This window comes from Candidatus Rhabdochlamydia oedothoracis, assembly GCF_019453995.1.
GTDB lineage: Bacteria > Chlamydiota > Chlamydiia > Chlamydiales > Rhabdochlamydiaceae > Rhabdochlamydia > Rhabdochlamydia oedothoracis.
Map to the genome: position 1 here is coordinate 995,710 of NZ_CP075587.1, position 16,610 is coordinate 1,012,319.

The 16,610-nt window shown below is 35.2% G+C and carries 18 protein-coding genes and 5 pseudogenes; 11 read left to right on the forward strand and 12 right to left on the reverse strand.

The genetic code is table 11. The annotated features are described in order from the left end of the window. Positions 1-382 precede the first annotated feature (382 nt). From RHABOEDO_RS05495 to RHABOEDO_RS05505, 3 genes are all read right to left on the reverse strand, one after another. On the reverse strand, positions 383-709 hold the full coding sequence (locus RHABOEDO_RS05495) for a DMT family transporter (protein WP_215217653.1): 327 nt from the start codon (positions 707-709) through the stop codon (positions 383-385). A gap of 68 nt (positions 710-777) precedes the next feature. Next, a complete protein-coding gene (locus RHABOEDO_RS11465; RefSeq protein WP_215217655.1) occupies positions 778-1,113 on the reverse strand; it encodes a histidine phosphatase family protein in 336 nt (111 codons plus the stop codon). Continuing rightward, on the reverse strand, positions 1,028-1,357 hold the full coding sequence (locus RHABOEDO_RS05505) for a histidine phosphatase family protein (RefSeq protein WP_215217652.1): 330 nt from the start codon (positions 1,355-1,357) through the stop codon (positions 1,028-1,030). The genes RHABOEDO_RS11465 and RHABOEDO_RS05505 overlap by 86 nt, the downstream gene beginning before the upstream one ends. Positions 1,358-1,554: 197 nt before the next feature. Between RHABOEDO_RS05505 and RHABOEDO_RS05510 the strand changes: the two genes are divergently transcribed. Continuing rightward, on the forward strand, positions 1,555-2,034 hold the full coding sequence (locus RHABOEDO_RS05510) for an SET domain-containing protein-lysine N-methyltransferase (RefSeq protein WP_220017414.1): 480 nt from the start codon (positions 1,555-1,557) through the stop codon (positions 2,032-2,034). Here RHABOEDO_RS05510 and bamJ read toward each other — a convergent pair. Continuing rightward, entirely contained in the window at positions 2,031-2,660 is a 630-nt protein-coding gene (gene bamJ / locus RHABOEDO_RS05515) for a BamJ family beta-barrel-assembly machinery protein (RefSeq protein ID WP_215217650.1), read from the reverse strand. The genes RHABOEDO_RS05510 and bamJ overlap by 4 nt on opposite strands. Before the next feature lie 188 nt (positions 2,661-2,848). Between bamJ and RHABOEDO_RS05520 the strand changes: the two genes are divergently transcribed. Together RHABOEDO_RS05520 and RHABOEDO_RS11740 are read left to right on the forward strand one after the other, a co-directional pair. Beyond that, positions 2,849-3,697, forward strand: coding sequence for an RluA family pseudouridine synthase (locus RHABOEDO_RS05520; protein WP_215217649.1), 849 nt, complete (start codon positions 2,849-2,851; stop codon positions 3,695-3,697). 41 nt (positions 3,698-3,738) lie between these two features. Then, a pseudogene (locus RHABOEDO_RS11740) lies at positions 3,739-3,891 on the forward strand (transposase family protein); the annotation flags it as partial. Here RHABOEDO_RS11740 and RHABOEDO_RS05525 read toward each other — a convergent pair. Beyond that, positions 3,878-4,384: pseudogene (locus tag RHABOEDO_RS05525) on the reverse strand (IS5 family transposase); the annotation flags it as partial. The pseudogenes RHABOEDO_RS11740 and RHABOEDO_RS05525 sit on opposite strands and share 14 nt — an antisense overlap. 154 nt (positions 4,385-4,538) lie before the next feature. On the opposite strand from RHABOEDO_RS05525, the gene RHABOEDO_RS05530 reads away from it, so the two are divergent. Further along, positions 4,539-5,078: a DUF2059 domain-containing protein gene (locus tag RHABOEDO_RS05530; protein WP_215217774.1), complete on the forward strand. Its 540-nt coding sequence runs from the start codon at positions 4,539-4,541 to the stop codon at positions 5,076-5,078. A 357-nt stretch (positions 5,079-5,435) separates the two neighbouring features. On the opposite strand, the gene RHABOEDO_RS05535 is transcribed toward RHABOEDO_RS05530, so the two are convergent. Then, positions 5,436-6,449, reverse strand: a complete 1,014-nt coding sequence (locus tag RHABOEDO_RS05535; RefSeq protein WP_220017415.1) for an IS30 family transposase — start codon at positions 6,447-6,449, stop codon at positions 5,436-5,438. A 69-nt stretch (positions 6,450-6,518) separates the two neighbouring features. Here RHABOEDO_RS05535 and RHABOEDO_RS05540 point away from each other — a divergent pair. Continuing rightward, positions 6,519-6,929, forward strand: a pseudogene (locus RHABOEDO_RS05540) (transposase family protein); the annotation flags it as partial. 424 nt (positions 6,930-7,353) lie between these two features. On the opposite strand, the gene aroC reads toward RHABOEDO_RS05540, so the two are convergent. The 4 genes from aroC to aroB are packed head-to-tail and all read right to left on the reverse strand — an operon-like array spanning position 7,354 to position 11,293. Further along, a complete protein-coding gene (gene aroC, locus RHABOEDO_RS05545) occupies positions 7,354-8,448 on the reverse strand; it encodes a chorismate synthase (protein ID WP_215217350.1) in 1,095 nt (364 codons plus the stop codon). After that, the gene (locus RHABOEDO_RS05550; RefSeq protein ID WP_215217351.1) at positions 8,438-8,980 is read right to left on the reverse strand and encodes a shikimate kinase; all 543 of its coding nucleotides are present in this window, start codon (positions 8,978-8,980) and stop codon (positions 8,438-8,440) included. The genes aroC and RHABOEDO_RS05550 overlap by 11 nt, the downstream gene beginning before the upstream one ends. Then, positions 8,977-10,257, reverse strand: coding sequence for a 3-phosphoshikimate 1-carboxyvinyltransferase (gene aroA / locus RHABOEDO_RS05555; RefSeq protein WP_215217352.1), 1,281 nt, complete (start codon positions 10,255-10,257; stop codon positions 8,977-8,979). The genes RHABOEDO_RS05550 and aroA overlap by 4 nt, the downstream gene beginning before the upstream one ends. Further along, on the reverse strand, positions 10,232-11,293 hold the full coding sequence (gene aroB, locus RHABOEDO_RS05560; RefSeq protein ID WP_220017416.1) for a 3-dehydroquinate synthase: 1,062 nt from the start codon (positions 11,291-11,293) through the stop codon (positions 10,232-10,234). The genes aroA and aroB overlap by 26 nt, the downstream gene beginning before the upstream one ends. 93 nt (positions 11,294-11,386) lie before the next feature. Between aroB and RHABOEDO_RS05565 the strand changes: the two genes are divergently transcribed. The 6 genes and pseudogenes from RHABOEDO_RS05565 to RHABOEDO_RS05590 all read left to right on the forward strand — a co-directional run bounded on the left by RHABOEDO_RS05565 (position 11,387) and on the right by RHABOEDO_RS05590 (position 14,880). Further along, a complete protein-coding gene (locus tag RHABOEDO_RS05565; protein ID WP_215217354.1) occupies positions 11,387-12,826 on the forward strand; it encodes a type I 3-dehydroquinate dehydratase in 1,440 nt (479 codons plus the stop codon). 85 nt (positions 12,827-12,911) lie between these two features. Further along, positions 12,912-13,145: a hypothetical protein gene (locus RHABOEDO_RS05570; protein ID WP_215217355.1), complete on the forward strand. Its 234-nt coding sequence runs from the start codon at positions 12,912-12,914 to the stop codon at positions 13,143-13,145. Continuing rightward, complete coding sequence (locus RHABOEDO_RS05575) at positions 13,142-13,555, forward strand: type II toxin-antitoxin system death-on-curing family toxin (RefSeq protein WP_215217356.1); 414 nt, start codon at positions 13,142-13,144, stop codon at positions 13,553-13,555. The genes RHABOEDO_RS05570 and RHABOEDO_RS05575 overlap by 4 nt, the downstream gene beginning before the upstream one ends. A 519-nt stretch (positions 13,556-14,074) precedes the next feature. Then, on the forward strand, positions 14,075-14,329 hold the full coding sequence (locus tag RHABOEDO_RS11745) for a helix-turn-helix domain-containing protein (protein WP_220017417.1): 255 nt from the start codon (positions 14,075-14,077) through the stop codon (positions 14,327-14,329). Beyond that, positions 14,330-14,569: pseudogene (locus tag RHABOEDO_RS05585) on the forward strand (IS5/IS1182 family transposase); the annotation flags it as partial. A gap of 134 nt (positions 14,570-14,703) precedes the next feature. Further along, positions 14,704-14,880 (forward strand): hypothetical protein, encoded by a 177-nt coding sequence (locus tag RHABOEDO_RS05590; RefSeq protein ID WP_220017418.1) that lies wholly within the window; start codon positions 14,704-14,706, stop codon positions 14,878-14,880. 711 nt (positions 14,881-15,591) lie between these two features. Here RHABOEDO_RS05590 and RHABOEDO_RS11750 read toward each other — a convergent pair. Together RHABOEDO_RS11750 and RHABOEDO_RS05600 are read right to left on the reverse strand one after the other, a co-directional pair. Beyond that, a pseudogene (locus RHABOEDO_RS11750) lies at positions 15,592-15,699 on the reverse strand (transposase); the annotation flags it as partial. A gap of 227 nt (positions 15,700-15,926) precedes the next feature. Continuing rightward, entirely contained in the window at positions 15,927-16,292 is a 366-nt protein-coding gene (locus RHABOEDO_RS05600) for an IS110 family transposase (RefSeq protein ID WP_220017420.1), read from the reverse strand. Positions 16,293-16,610 lie beyond the last annotated feature (318 nt).

Here is a 16,610-nt window from a genome sequence, read left to right on the forward strand (position 1 = left end):
ACTACCTCCAAAGGTTTTATGAAAACTATCATTATACCTTAATGAGAAGATTTTAAACAGGCTCTTAAGCAATTTAGTTAAGTTATTTTGTAAATCTTGGATGCAATTGCGAAAAGCATGACTATATGCCGCTTGTTTAACATCTAGCGTATATTGAAAAATTACTGATTCTAGTTCTATTTGCTCGCTAGAAGCATAAATCTGTTTTTTATAAGAGGCAGTCTTTGTTTTATTTTTTAATTTATTTGTACGAACTTTTTTGTTTATAAATATCATCTATTAATCCTCAAATGTATTTTTACTGTATTACAGATACATAATTATTTGTTAAATTACATGCAATGTTTTTTTAAATTAATGAAATTTTAAAAGTCTAGCAAGGCTAATCTATATGAGCCAACTTTAAGCCTACAATCCCAATAATGATCAGAGATAGAGAGATCAAGCGTATGATATGATAGGAATCACCAAAAAAGATGATTCCGCAAATTACTGTACCAGCGGCACCAATTCCTGCCCACACAGCATATGCCGTACCAATGGGAATGGTCTTCATTGCTTGAGATACACAAAAGAAACTAAGAAAAATAAAGATAATGGTGACTAAAGTTGGGATTAGACGAGTAAACCCTTGACTGAACTTCAATGCAATTGTAAAACAAATTTCAAAGAAACCGGCTAATAGTAGAAAAAACCAAGCGAGTGACATGTCAAGACCTTAAAAAATTAAATTTTAAGAATAGCAGTTATATAAAAAATAGCAAGAGATCTTAAAATTTAAACTTGTAAATCACATACATCATTCCAAGTTTTTATTATTCGAGAGCTCCCATCAGAGCTTAAAATGGAAATAGAGGCTGTGGTTAACATAAAAAGGTTTGCTTGATTAGAAGGGACTTGCAGCCATTGTGTAATAAATAAACGTAAAAAATGACCATGAGAAAAAATTAAGACATTTCCCCGAGTGGATTGAATTTTATGTAGAATAGCCTGGGCTCGATTTTTTACATCTGTAACAGATTCTCCATTAGGAGCGCCATATACAAAGATATTCCACTGAGGAGCTTTTATAAGAATTTGTTGTTTTGTCCATCCATTCGTAGAGACCGTAATTCCATTCCTTTAAATGAGTATCTATAATTGCAACTTTAGAAAAACCCGCTAATTCGCAAGTCTCTAAAGACCGCTTAAGTGGGCTTGTTAAAATAAGCTCAAAAGGTATTTTAGATAAGCGTTTTTTAAGAAACCCAGCTTGCTTAACACCTTGAGTTGTTAAAGAAAGATCGGTAGAACTAGTATGTTGACCTGTTATAGACCATTTTGTTTGCCCATGACGAACAAGATATAGAGAATTCATAAAAAGGTGCCTTTTGCTAAAAAAATATCTTCTATTAATGATTTTTGAGGTATAATATTTGCCAGATTATGAAATTAACAGTGGTTTTGCAAGAACATAAAGAAATATCTATTACTAACCCAGCGTGCTTTGGGCAAGTATTTGCTATTAAATATGTGAATTATTTAGTTTTTCATTCGCTAGATCTAGAAAAGAAAGTGCAAAAGAAATTAGCTAGACGGTTTCTAAGTCAAAGAGAGAAGTGGTTAGGGTGCTTGTATGCTAAAGATATGCTTTTGGGTTGCCAAATACCATTAACCATTGCTTGGATTAATCAAAAAACGGGATATGGAGTATTTGCAAATCAGAAAATTGCTAGGAATACTTGTATCGGAGAATATACTGGTTTGATTCGCAAACGCTCTTGGTTTGAAGGAGATAATAATATTTACTGTTTTGAATACCCCATTTTAGAATACAAAAGAAGTTCTTATGTAGTTGATGCGCGGTTAATGGGAAACCATACGCGTTTTATCAATCATAGCGCAGAGCCAAATATAAACTCTGTTTTAGCTTATTACCAAGGAAAGCGGCATATCATGCTCTATGCAAACAAAGATATACATAAGGGCTCACAATTATGTTATGATTATGGCCCTAATTTTTGGAAAAACAGGGGACCTTTTATACGGTTTTAATCGTTAATGCCCAATAACTGCATTTCGAAGATTAAAGCGACATTAGGGCCGATATGAGGCTCAAAGCCTCTTTCCCCATAAGCCAAATAAGAAGGAATAAATACTTGCCATTTATCACCGACTTGCATTTTTTGTAAAATTTCCGACCAGCCTAGAATGACTTGATTTAAACCAATGACTAAAGGCTCTTCTCTTTGATAAGAAGAGTCAAATACTTTACCATCGATATAGGAACCTCGATAATGAATTTTTACCGTATCCAATGCAGTTGGATGAGGACCTTTTTTTGGAGCCTTTTCTAGTATTTTATATTGAAGTCCGCTATTAAATGTTACTACGCCTTCTTTATTTTTATTTTCTAATAAAAAGGCTTCGCTTCTTTTTTTATTTTCCTCAGAGAGCTGAGTAAAAAATTCTTTTTGCTTAGATTGAATTTGCTGTTTAAGAGCTTCTATAATCGAAGTAATTTCTTCTTGAGGTAATTGAGGTTCTGTACCCGAGGTGCCATGTTGGATCCCTTCTAAGACATGTTTAAAGTCCATTTCTCCAAATTGCTGTATTAAATTTCTTCCCGTCTCTAACCCAATGACATAGCTTACTTTTTCTTTAGTCGTCTGCATTGTCATATCTCCAGTTTTTGCTTTTAGATAAGCGACTATATATAACGGATTTTGAATTGGGGAACAAGGGCTTTTTCTTTCAGGTTTAAGGAACAAGGAATTTTCTCTTATTAATTTAATATAAACTTTTGATTGTAAATTGTTTTTTTTTAATCTAATTATTGATAAACTTTTTAAAAAGTCTAAAGGAAAGTATGAAGTTTATTATCGTTCAAAATATTTGTTTACAAGATATCCTAAAAAAACATTTTCCTAAAAGCTCAAAAACCACTCTGCGTTCTTGGATTCATTCTGGACGGATTTTGATAGATGGTCGTTATGCAGCAGATCTTGGTGTAGAATTACAACAAGGGCAATGTGTTACTATTCGAGACAAGTTTGTCATCTTAGCTGAAGGTATTAAGGTTCTCTATGAAGATGATGCGGTAATTGTTGTAGAAAAACCAGAGGAAATGCTTAGTGTAGCAACTGATTTTGAAACGCAAAATACACTCCAAAATATCTTAAAAGTAAGATTGCGTCGCAAAAATGTCTTTGCTGTTCATCGTCTGGATCGCGAAACCTCTGGTATTATGATGTTTGCTTGTAATGAGTCTGCTAAACAATCTCTTAAAACCCAATTTGAAGAGCGTCAAATACAAAAAACTTATTACGCTCTAGTAGAAGGAAAACTTGTGACTCAACAAGGGTGCTGGCAAAGCTATTTAAAAGAAGACGAGAAGTATTTTGTTCGTAGTACTTCTGTAGAAAATGGTAAATTAGCCATTACTGAATTTAATCAAGTATGGAGTAATAAACAGTTTGCACTTTTACGCTTGAAGTTATTGACCGGTAAAAAAAATCAATTACGCGTACATTGTTCAGAAGCAGGCCATCCTATTGTAGGGGATAAAAAGTATCGAGCGAATTCAAATCCGCTTCGGCGGATGGCTTTGCATGCTTATTCTCTAACTTTTTTACATCCTGTAAAGCAAAAAAAAATGACTTTTGTTGCACCTTTACCCACTAGTTTTGATAAAATCGCACCTATCAAAACCCTTTAAAAATTCTAATGAGCAACTTAAATTTTAATAAAAACTTATAAAAGATTCATTCCCATACAAATATGCCTAAGAGAAGAAGCAAGAAAAACCCTTTAACAAAACAAGATAAAAAAAATAATTAATCCCTTGCCAAAGAATGCGTAATTAATGAAAATGTAATCGAGATGCTTAAGAGCCTGTTTAAAATCTTTTCAAAAGTAGAGCAATAAAAGCAAGAACCACCATATTCAGGCTTGTATGTAGTTTTCTTTCGCAATTTTTCCATAGCCTGCGACATTTTTCTATCCACGCAAAAGAACGCTCTACAACCCATCTTTTGGGAATAACTGTAAAAGTATGAAGTGTATTTCTTTCTAATATCTCCTGCACACTCTTTGCAAATTTTTCTTCAGAATATCCTCCATCTGCTAAAACATTTTTTACACCGAACAAATGGTTTTTATGTAGTGAAAATGCTGCTATACACCCATTTCTGTCAGTGATATTAGCAGTGGTAATGTGAATCGCATGAGGGAGCCCTTGGGTATCGACTGCTATATGTCTTTTTATTCCTGATATTTTTTTCCCTGCATCATATCCTTTCTTCTCCGCTGTATCAGTATTTTTAACACTTTGAGCATCAATAATTACAAAGCTTGTTTTCTCTTTCCTACCACTGCTTTTTCTGACTTCGCCAACCAATTTTTTTTAAAACTATTTCAAGAATACTCTTAGAATTTTTATCATCATTTCAGAAGCCTTAAAAAATTTTGCTCTCAGGGAATGTTCCGTGCAAAGAAAAAGTAGAAACGATTAACTAATATAGAGAGGATATGTTTAAAGAGATTTTTTTATACTGATTGTGGTAGGTAATATTAACGCAGGAACAGAAATGAAGACTGATACCAATGTACAGAACATTACAGAAATGAAAACAGATACAAAGATGCAAGATGCTATGGAACTAGTACGTTTATCTGTTTTGCAACAAGATCAAATGGATGCAATGCTGCCCTCGCTAGCTCAACAGACGATTACTTCTGCAAAGAATAATATGGATGTTAAGAAGGTTGTTGCCAATACAAAAGAAAAGCTTCTGAGCAAAGCTTATCTAAAAAGATTTGCAGAACCTTTCAATAAGATATTTACTTATGATGAAATCCAATTACTTCTTAGCTTTTATAGAACAGATGCGGTAAAAAAGCTGTTTAAAACAGGATCTGAAACATTTCTTCCAGTTTATACAGCTATGCAAGAGATCATTGCAGATATCGTCAAACCTCCTCTTTTAGAAGATAACATTGCCACCGTTACTGCTTTAAACTTTCAGAAAGAAGTAAAAGAGTTTAAGGGCAATATTCTTTTAAAAGTTTATTCTATGATGTGCGGACCATGTCAATAGGCAATATTTTCCTAAAACACAAAGCTTTTTAGATACGACTTCCAAGGATATAAACTTTACTAAATAACAGACCTAGAAAGGCTCTCAACTTCGAAACTCCACTAGAAGTGTTTAGGAGATTATCTACAAACATGCTATGCTCGGGTGCACAATAGATGTTTTTTCAAGTATTTATATGTTCTTTTTTGTGCACTTCGAGGTTGAAAGGGCCCTTTCATTTATAGATTCCTATCTTAACAAAAGCATTTCCAGCTATATCGCTTAAACAATTTGGTTATGCAAGAGATCTATTTTTATTCAGGGCCCTTTCAACCTTGAAGTGCACAAAAAAGAACATATAAATACTTGAAAAAACATCTATTGTGCACCCGAGCATAGCATGTTTGTAGATAATCTCCTAAACACTTCTAGTGGAGTTTCGAAGTTGAGAGCCTTTCTAGGTCTGTTATTTAGTAAAGTTTCCACCCTTTCTATATCCTTGGAAGTCGTATCTAAAAAGCTTTGTGTTTTAGGAAAATATTGCCTAACTAGTCCGTTTGTATGCTCATTTAAGCCTCTTTCCCAAGAATGGTAGGGCGTTGCAAAGTAGAAGTCTGTCTCTAGCTCGAAACTAACCATTTGGTGATAGGCAAATTCTTTTCCGTTGTCTGCTGTTAATGTGTGTACAAAATCTTTGATAGGTTTAAGTTGTTCAATTAACGCTTGACTTACTTCCTCTGCAGTTTTATGAGAAACTTTGGCGAGCTTAGTTAGCTTGGAAGTTCTTTCTACCATTGATACAATTACGCCTTTATGTCCTGCCCCTATGACTGTATCTAGTTCCCAGTCTCCTAAACGAGTCTTTTTTTCTACAATACAAGGCCGTTGCTTAATATCTATACGACCAGGCATGTTCCCTCTTCCAGAAGCTCCCTTTCTCTGCTTGTTATATTTTTTCCCTCGATGACGGAGCTCTCTATAAAGCTGTCCTCCCTGTCGTTTATCTTTCCAGATATGATTATAGATGGTCTCATGACTAACATGTTCTTTACCATGTCTTTTAAGCCATCCGGATATTTGTATAGGGCTCCATTGCAACTTGATTTTTTCTTCAATACGGGTAACTATTTGAGGAGTCATTTTTTTATTGGGCTGAGAATTTTTTCTAAGAAATGCTTTTTCTTGAGCTTGCTGATGACGGTATCCTCGTTGCCCTTTATTTCTCTTAAGTTCCCTACTAATAGTGCTATGATGAACTTTTAGAATGTTTGCTATTGAGCTAGATGTATCTCCTCTAGCTTTTAAAATATAAATCTGACATCTTTGGTCATAGGTTAGGTGATGGTAGCCTTTAGGCAAGGTCTCTCCTTGTGTTTGATTGTTAAAAATCACAATAGAGATTCTTTCATCGCCTGCCTATTCTTTTTTTAATTCTTCTGTGCACTTCAAACTTGAAAAGACTCAGGAAAAAAGAAAAGGCATACGTTAAAAAGTCAGGTGATAGTAGACAAAAAGAGCTAGAAGGTTATTTGCACTGCATTTAGTAATGTTAAGCGTCATGACTTTCGATTATTTAAAGAATCTAAAACGAAAATCCATCCAAAGACCAAGGTAATTACGGATACAGGATATCAAGGGCTGCAAAAGATTCATTCCCATGCAAATATGCCTAAAAGAAAAAACAAGAAAAACCCTTTAACAAAACAAGATAAAAAAAATAATCAATCCCTTGCCAAAGCAAGTGTAATTAATGAAAATGTAATCGGAATGCTTAAGCGTTTTAAAATCATAGCAGATCGATATAAAAATCGACGGAAACGCTTTTGCCTAAGATTTAATCTTATAGCAGGAATCTATAATTGGGAGCTTTAAAATTCAGGTTATGCAAGAGATCTAATGAATTGAAACTTGTCGTTAATCCTATATTTTTCTATACGATTGAATCGGAACCACTATATACCTTAAGCAACAATCAGACTGCATTAAATACAGCTAGTTATTATTTGGGGAAACAGCTGCTCGAATGTATGGATTAATTCAAAAAAATTGCGCTGTACGCCTAGGAATGTAGGCATCAAGATTTCGAACGGATAAAAAAGCTAACAGATAGTTTACGTGCTTTATCTTACGATCGATTCTGCATGATCGTTCATCAAATGCTTTCAAAAGATAATCCTCGTCAGCTAGCTATTCTATTAGAAGGAGAGGTTTTTATAAAGGATGAGGATCCCTATAATGAGCTTTCATGTAGAGAAGATGCACAAATGCTAGGGGAATTTGTTTCTAATTTTTAGGGCTAGAGTCGTACGCCTCTATTAATTAGATAGGCGTCAGCCAGTACCAATGCTGTCATAGCTTCAACTACAGGTGCTGCTCTGATTGCTACACAAGGGTCGTGTCTTGATTTTTCCGAGGGAGTGAATTCCTCTTTATTCCCATCTAGGTTAACGGTCTGTTGTGTGCGAGCAATACTAGAGGTGGGTTTAAATGCTGTGCGAGTAATTAAGTAGGCTCCATTAGTAATCCCAGCTAATGTTCCTCCTGCATGGTTTGTTTGTGTGACAATCTGCCCTTTTTCAAGAGTAAATAAGTCATTGTGATCAGAGCCCCTCATTTGGGCTGCTTTAAAGCCAGAGCCGAATTCAAAACCTTTACTAGCTGGAATGGAAAGCATGGCTTTTGCTAAATTAGCTTCTAACTTTTCATAAATAGGATCGCCTAGGCCAATTGGCAGAGAAGAGGTTACACATTCAATAACTCCTCCCAATGAATCTTTATCTATTTTTACCTGATCGATTAAGGCAGACATTTTCGTGGATATTGTAAGATCGGGGCAAAATAGGGGACTAGAGTCTACTATTTTTCGTAACTGACTAAAAGAACTAGGTGTATAAGGAGAAATAGAGATTCCGCCTATTTCACAAACATAAGCAACTATTTCAATATCGATCTCTTTAAGAATTTTTTTAGCTACTGCGCCAGCTGCTACTCGACAAGCTGTTTCTCTAGCAGAAGCTCTTCCTCCTCCGCGATAGTCAAAAGCACCGTACTTTTGTAGATACGTAAAGTTTGCATGTCCAGGGCGCAATAGAAGTTTATTTGATTCATAGGGTTTAGAGTCGTGGTCTTGATTAAAAATCACTATCGAAATAGGAGAGCCTGTAGTTTTACCTTCAAAAAGACCAGAGTAGATTTCAGCACAATCCGGCTCTTTGCGGGGAGAAATATAAGGATTTTTTCCAGGGGCTCTTTTTTTAAGCTCTAAATTAATATCTTCATTGTTTAAAGGCAGCCCTGCGGGACAACCATCTATAACAACGCCAATAGCCTTACCATGAGACTCACCCCAAGTTGTAATACGTAAAAGTGTGCCAAAAGAATTACTTGCCATATTTTATCCATAGGTTTTCTAATTCACTAAAAATCTCGCTATCTTCTTTCTGATCTTCCATAATAAGCTTATAGGCGAGGATCTGTTCATAGATTAAACTCCTTTTTTTGAAAAGCAGCTCAAAAGATTCTTCTGGCTGGTTTACATCCAAAAAAATGGGCCAACAGTGTCGTTCAGCGGAAAATATTCTTTCTTGTATAATTTTTCTTTTCACCTTGAGATACACCAATTTCCCTATTTTCTTAAGAAATTGTCTATTAAAAGGATCTAAAACCAAACCTCCTCCTACTGCAATAATGCTATTTTTTACATGGGTAAGTAGAGGTAAGGTTTGCTTTTCTAATCTTCGAAAATAAACCTCTCCTTCACTCTTAAAAATTTCTCTAACAGAAATGTATTGACCTGTTTTTAATTGATATAAAGATGCAACTAGGTTATCCGTGTCGTAAAAAGCACAATGCATCCATTTAGAGAAATTTTGACCTAGGGTTGTTTTACCACAACTTTTAAATCCGTATAAGATCAGATTCATAGCTCTATTTTTGCTCCTAAGCACCTAAAATCATCGATAAAGCTAGGATAGGTTTTTGCAATGCATTCCACATCATCTATTAAACTAGTTCCTTTAGCTACCAATGCTGCAACGGATAGAGCCATAGCAATCCGATGATCTTTATGGCTATATAATTTTGCAGCTTTAAGAGAAGAGGGGTAAATGATAAGGCCATCTTCTTGTTCTTCTATGTTAGCGCCCATTTTCTTCAGTTCTTGAGTAATTGCAGAAATCCGATCTGATTCTTTATGCCTTGCAATTTGTGCATTGTATAAACGGGTTTTTCCTTCTGCAAAGCATCCAATGACAGCTAAAATTGCAATTGCATCAACAAAGTTATTCACATCAATATCTATCCCTTTTAGGTGTTTGGTTTTTTTTATAATAACCTTTTTTTTAGAAGAGTCGATTTCTATATGAGCTCCCATGGAAAGCAAGCAGTGAATAATCTGTTTATCTCCTTGATGGTCTGTTACATCAAGGTTATCTAATACAATTTCTGAAGAGGTAAGCAGCGCTGCTACGATTGGAAAAGCAGCTGAGCTCCAGTCACCAGGTACTGTATATTCAAATCCTTCATATTGAGTTTTACCTGATACCCAGTACTCTTCATGGTTGCGATGCTCAACTTTAGCCCCTAATTTCTTAAGCCAATGTAAAGTTAGGTCTACCCAGGGTTTTTCGCCAGGATTTGTTACTTGAAGATGGCTTTGTCCTTCTAGAAAACATGTGGTCATCAGTAGAGCAGAAACGGGTTGAGAGTCTCTTCCGCATAATTTTGCACTACCTGGCAATAAAGGTCCTTTTATAGAAATGGGTGCAAATCCATTTAAATACACAGAATGCGCATCTGCTTGTAAATATTGAAGAGCTGATAATAAAGCCTGAATAGGCCTTAAACAGCGGATAGAATGATCACCTGTAATCACCGTATGAGTAGGTAAAAGAGAAACAAGAGCACCGATAAAACGCAGCACTAGTCCAGAATTTCCTGCATCGATTACATTTTTTGGGGATTTAAGTTTGCGGTTAGTTCCTTCAATCCATAAAGTGGTATCTGTTTTTTGGATTTTAATACCGAGCATTTCTACAGCTTTTAGCATGGCGTATGTATCTGGGGAGGGTAAATATTTATGAATTCGGCTTATTCCTTTTCCCATTAAAGCAAAAAAAATAGCTCGCAAGGTCTGTGATTTAGAAGAGGGGATTGTAATCGATCCTTGTAGTATGCTAGGACTGATATGAAATTTTGCCATATTCAACCTCTAACCAGTTAAGTCCTTCTATTATGTGTTCCATCGGGATGGGTATAGTTGATGGAGTAACCAAGCCGATTTCTTGTAATAAAATCAAATGGTTTATACCGTTCTTTACTTTTTTATCTTTTTTTATCACCTCTAAACATAGTTCTTTCTGAAAGTCGTAAATGGCAAGAGGAAATTCATAAGAGCAAATAAGAGCTTGTATTTTAGTAAGGGAAGTATAGGAAAGAAATCCCCTTTTCCAACTCATATAACTTTCTACTAGCATTCCCATGGCCACAGCTTCTCCATGAGTCATTTGAAAATCTGTGATTTTTTCTAAAGCATGCCCTATTGTATGACCAAAGTTAAGAATAGAGCGGGTGCCTATTTGCTCTGTAAAATCACAGTTTACAATTTGGTGCTTTAGACGAATACACGTTTTAACAAGCTCCATTATCTTGCTTAAATCCTTTTGATCCAAACTATTTTCTAGTTGTAAAAACAAATCATAGGACAAGGTAACCGCATATTTAATGATTTCAGCAGTTGCATTGATCCACTCTTTTTTAGGTAAATAGCGCAGCCATTGAAAATCATAATAGATCTTACGTGGAAAATAAAAGGTACCCAAAAGATTTTTTCCGTAAGCGGTATTTATGGCATTTTTCCCACCAATTGCTGCATCTACCATAGCTAATAAAGTAGTAGGAATACAAAGTAAAGTAACACCGCGCATGTAGGTTGCTCCAATGAATCCAATAAGATCTAAGGTGACTCCACCGCCTAAGGCAATAAAGCAACTATCACGTCCAAATTCTTGTTCAAAAAGTTGATTTTCCAGCAGTTCTTTGATCTTGTGGTTCTTATTTTTCTCTCCAGATTCAAATACAAATAACTCTATAATTATTCCTTTTTGTCTTAAAAAGGATTGCCAGTTATAACCAATTAGGTTTGCTATGTTCTTATCGCAAAAAAGAGCAAATTTACCGTTAATTTGTCGAAGATCTTCTACAATTTGGCTTGAAAAGAGATTACAATCTAAAAACACCTCTGTGGTATCTTGACGCTGCAAAGATAAAGTGAAGGTTTCTAACATAATTTATTACCTTTTTTATACAGAGATTGCAATACAGAAGCTTTAATGAAAAGTAAAGAAAGTACCCTGTTATTTGGTGTAGTTACTGGACCTAAGTTAGAAATTGCAGAAGAAGAAATCCTCTCTCATTTAGATTGGATTGATGCTGTGGAATTTCGACTTGATCTATTTATAGATTTAGATTTGAGGCAACTAAGATCTCTTTTAAAGAAATTGCCTATTCCTATTTTATTTACTTTAAGAAGACAAGACCAAGGTGGGGGCTTTACCCGGTCAGAAAAAATTCGATTACAGTTCATAGAAGAGCTTTGTCAATTGCAACCAGACTTTCTCGATTTAGAATACGACGTACCAACAAGTTTTCGTAAAAAGCTCTTTTTCAATTATCCAAAGATCCATTTTATTGCTTCCTATCACAATTTTGAAAAATTTCCCAAACTAGATCCTGTATTATCTTCTCTTTTTACCCCTTATGCGCATTTTTACAAAATAGCCATTCACTGCTCTTCTTGTATAGAAGCACTTCAACTGCTTCTCTTATCTAAAAAACACACGAACCTAGCAACTATTGGATTAGGAGAAAGAGCTCAATTTACAAGGCTGATTGCACCTATTTTAGGTATGCCCCTTAGCTATGTGGCTCTTAAGCTTCAAACAGCAGCTGGGCAACTTACGTTAAAAGATTTGCAACTTTATCGTTTTTCAACCCTTAACTCTACAACTGTTATTTATGCACTCCTTGGAGATCCCATCGATATAAGTTTAAGTCCAGTTGTTCACAATACGGCCTTTGCTGCTCAAAAAAAAAATGCCCTCTATTGTAAGATTCCTTGTGATAAAAATGAGCTAACTGAGTGTTTAAGCTTGATTCAACAGCTTCCCTTTAAAGGTTTGAGTATCACAATGCCTTTAAAAGAAATAACAGCAGCAATAACCCATTCCTTACAAAAGGCTGTAAACACACTGGTTATAGATTCTGAAATAACAAGTTTTAATACCGATGGTATAGGTGCTGTACAAGCTCTAGAAAAAAAAACCGCGCTCTTTAAAAAAAAGATCGTTTTGTTTGGTGCTGGGGGCGTTGCTCAAGCTATTGCACAAAAAGCTATAGATAAAGGAGCTTTTATTACTTTTATCAATCGCACAAGAGAAAAAGCCATTCAATTAGCAAAAATATATCGATGTAGGGGAGGGGGAATAGATCTTTTCCCTCTTCATTACGATATAATTATCAATTGCACACCTAATCCTGATTGTATTCAATCGGAATGGATTTGTTCCAACTCTATAGCAATGGATACGGTTTACCAACCTCATTGGACAGGATTCTTAAAGAAAGCCTCTTTGAAAAACTGCAAGCTCATCTTTGGAAAGGAATTATTCGTTAATCAAGCGGTTCAACAGCAGAAGCTTTGGGATTCAAGCTTTTCAAAAGAAGAGCTTGAACAAGTGATTACTCAAGCAATTCATAAATCATTCATTTAGAATTATTTGAAGTTTATGGTATATATTTTGTATTGACATAAAAAGAATAATTTGCTTACAATTATGGTTTATATGGAAGGGCTCTATGATAAAAAAACTTATTCGCCATGGAAATAGCAAAGTGCTTGTCATTGACAAGGCCCTTTTACAAGCAGCTGGCCTTGATGAAGATACAGCTTTGTTTCAAATTACTATAGATCCAAGTGGTGGGCTTGTGATTCAATCAATGAAAACCGATAACGATTCTCTACACAAAAAAGCATTCAGAGAAGTCTTAGAAGAGAATGATGTTCTTATGAAAAGATTAGCAGAACGATGATTTTTATAACTCTGCAGGAAGTTATCGATGATCATGCGGAAATCATTTGTAGGTATGGAGGATTAGAAGGAATTAGGGATATGGGCTTACTAATTTCAGCGCTTGAAATGCCAAAAGCTGCAATGCTCAAAAAATACCTTCATCCAACGATCTTTGATAAAGCTGCGGCTTATTTATTTCATATCATTTGCAATCACCCATTTACAGACGGAAACAAAAGGACTGGAACCGCTACTGCATTAGCTTTTTTAAAAATCAATGGTATTTGTATTGAAATTGTAGGGAAACAGCAAATATTAGCTTTAGAAGAACTTGTCGTGCATACGGCAGAAGGTAAAACATCAAAAAAGCAAATAGCCAGTTTCTTTAAAGAGCATAGCCAAAAGAAAAATAGGCTATTAGCAAAATAGAGAATCACTCTATTTTTATGTTTTTTTACAAAAAATTTTACGAAAAACAATCATTCCTATAAGAGTTTATAGAACCAGAAAAAAGAGGGCTAAGAATTAATGCTGCTGCATTAGAAGTAAAAAAACAAACAAAAAACATCACAAAAAAAAGCCAACCTGCGGATTTTAAAAAGGGCATGCTAAGGATAACAAGTGCTGATAAAAACATTCCTAATATAAAAAGAATTTCTGGTTTAAACCGATTGATAAAGGGACGAATGAGTAGGCCTGCGCTAAGAGCGTAATAGCCTCCTGCAGCTCCAAAAAAATAGGACCAGGCAAATATATTAAGAAAAGAACATAGGAAAATGACCCTAAGTCCTTTGAAACTAAATGCCTTCTTTAATTGAGATATTCCCATTCCCCAACTAAGTTTTCTTTTAAACGTAAAATGATGGGTTTCTTTAAAAGTCTTTTCAAGTTTGAAGTGCACAGAAGAATTAAAAAAAAGAATAGGCAGGCGATGAAAGAATCTCTATTGTGATTTTTAACAATCAAATACAAAAAGAGACCTTGCCTAAAGGCTACCATCACCTAACCTATGACCAAAGATGTCAGATTTATATTTTACAAGCTAGAGGAGATACATCTAGCTCAATAGCAACCATTCTAAAAGTTCATCATAGCACTATTAGTAGGGAACTTAAGAGAAATAAAGGGCAACGAGGATACCGTCATCAGCAAGCTCAAGAAAAAGCATTTCTTAGAGCCTGTTTAAAATCTTTTCAAAATTGAGGATATTCTGGAGAAAGATTTGCAAAGAGTGTACAGGAAATATTAGAATATATAGTAGAAATAGCAAAAAGAAATGCACTTCATACTTTTACAGTCATTTCTAGAAGATGGATTGTAAATTGTTCTTTTGCGTGGATAGAAAAATGTCGCAGGCTATGGAAAAATTGCGAAAGAAAACTACATACAAGCCTGAATATGGTGGTTCTCGCTTTTATTGCTCTACTTTTGAAAAGATTTTAAACAGGCTCTTAGAAAAAATTCTCAGCCCAATAAAAAAATGACTCCTCAAATAGTTACCCGTATTGAAGAAAAAATCAAGTTGCAATGGAGCCCTATACAAATATCCGGATGGCTTAAAAGACATGGTAAAGAACATGTTAGTCATGAGACCATCTAATTATATCTGGAAAGATAAACGACAGGGAGGACAGCTTTATAGAGAGCTCCGTCATCGAGGGAAAAAATATAACAAGCAGAGAAAGGGAACTTCTGGAAGAGGGAACATCCCTGGTCGTATAGATATTAAGCAACGGCCTTGTAGACTCGTTTAGGAGACTGGGAACTAGATACAGTCATAGGGGCAGGACATAAAAGGCGTAATTGTATCAATGGTAGAAAGAACTTCCAAGCTAAATTAAGCTCGCCAAAGTTTCTCATAAAACTGCAGAGGAAGTAAGTCAAGCGTTAATTGAACAACTTAAACCTATCAAAGATTTTGTACACACATTAACAGCAGACAACGGAAAAGAATTTGCCTATCACCAAATGGTTAGTTTTGAGCTAGAGCAGACTTCTACTTTGCAATGCCCTACCATTCTTGGGAAAGAGGCTTAAATGAGTTCTCTAATTGCACACAAGGGGAATATAAATTCTCTTAATTCTTCATAAGCTCTCCGAGCCGATATTTTGATTGCAAAATAAAAGGCGTTTTTTAAGATCTTAGGACAGCAAAGTTTAATGCGGGAGATAAGTCCAGGGTTCTCTGCGGAGTCTTTTTGAAGAAAACTATTTTAGATTCTTCGCTCCATTATGCTATCCGAAATGAAATGGGCAAGACAATGTATATTACGGCTTCTAAGAGCCAACTCATTTGTCGTCTTTACCTATTTCTTCGGTTTTCTCCTGCAAAAAATTTTAGTCACTTTTCCTAATGTTTTTATTTCTAAAAAAATGCGTTTTTAAGCTGCCTTTGGCTCACCGTAAATAAATTCTTTTTGTTCAATCAGCATCTTATGCATAATTACGGATAACTTTCTACCTTAGGCTCCTACTGATTTAGAATCGTTAAAACGAGTGGGATCAAAAATTTCTGTTTTATAGGTTAATGCTGTTACAGGTCCTACGCCAGGGATTGTCATAAGCCGTTGTACTTCTTTATCTTGACTGACCAGCTTAAGCATTTCTTTATCCAGTTTTTCTACTTCCTCAACTACCTTATCAAAGGTATTTAATAGAGAGGTTATGCTCAGAACAATACTTTTTTCCTGTTTTTCTATCTGCTTTACAACCACAGACGAAAATCTTTTGGATCCCACAGATCCCAATCGTATTCCGTAACTTTTAAGCAAGCCCCTTACAGTATTTCTGCGTTTGCTGTTTAAACTGAATCTTGGGGCTTACAGTGTACTCGTGTATACATACCTGATCGAAGGGCTTCTGCGATTCCTCGTGCATCATTTTTGTCTGTCTTATTTATTTTCAAAGCAAGAATCGTACTCAGCTTCCTTGCATCCATACATAGGGGATCTATAGCTCTTTTTCTAAATCCTGTGACTAGGTAATGAGATAAACATCCACTTTCAAAGCCAACAACGATTTCTTGAAAATCTCTTTTGGAAAAATCATCTGCTAGTAAATCAGGATCTGTTTTTTCTGAACCTTCATGGACAATCTTACCTTGTTCATTTAATACACAGATAAAAGTTCTTTTCATTGATACATCTAATCCAATATAATGCTTCATGGGTTGCTCCTCATTTTTTTGCTCTTTAATGAGCGGTTTTGAGATTTGAAAAAATCTCGTTTATATTGGAGAGTTTATCCTACTCCGTTTAAGGAGCAACCCCTTCTTTGTGTGCAATTATGGCATGTATACAAAAAGATTCTCAACAAACATGCTATGCTCGGGTGCGCAATAGATGGTTTTTCAAGTATTTATATGTTCTTTTTTGTGCACTTCGAGGTTGAAAGGGCCGCTAATAAAAGCGTTCTTAAGGTGCTTTTTCTTATAAACCGCTAAAAGCTTCTTTCAAAGTATTACACTTTTAGTATTTGGAGCTTT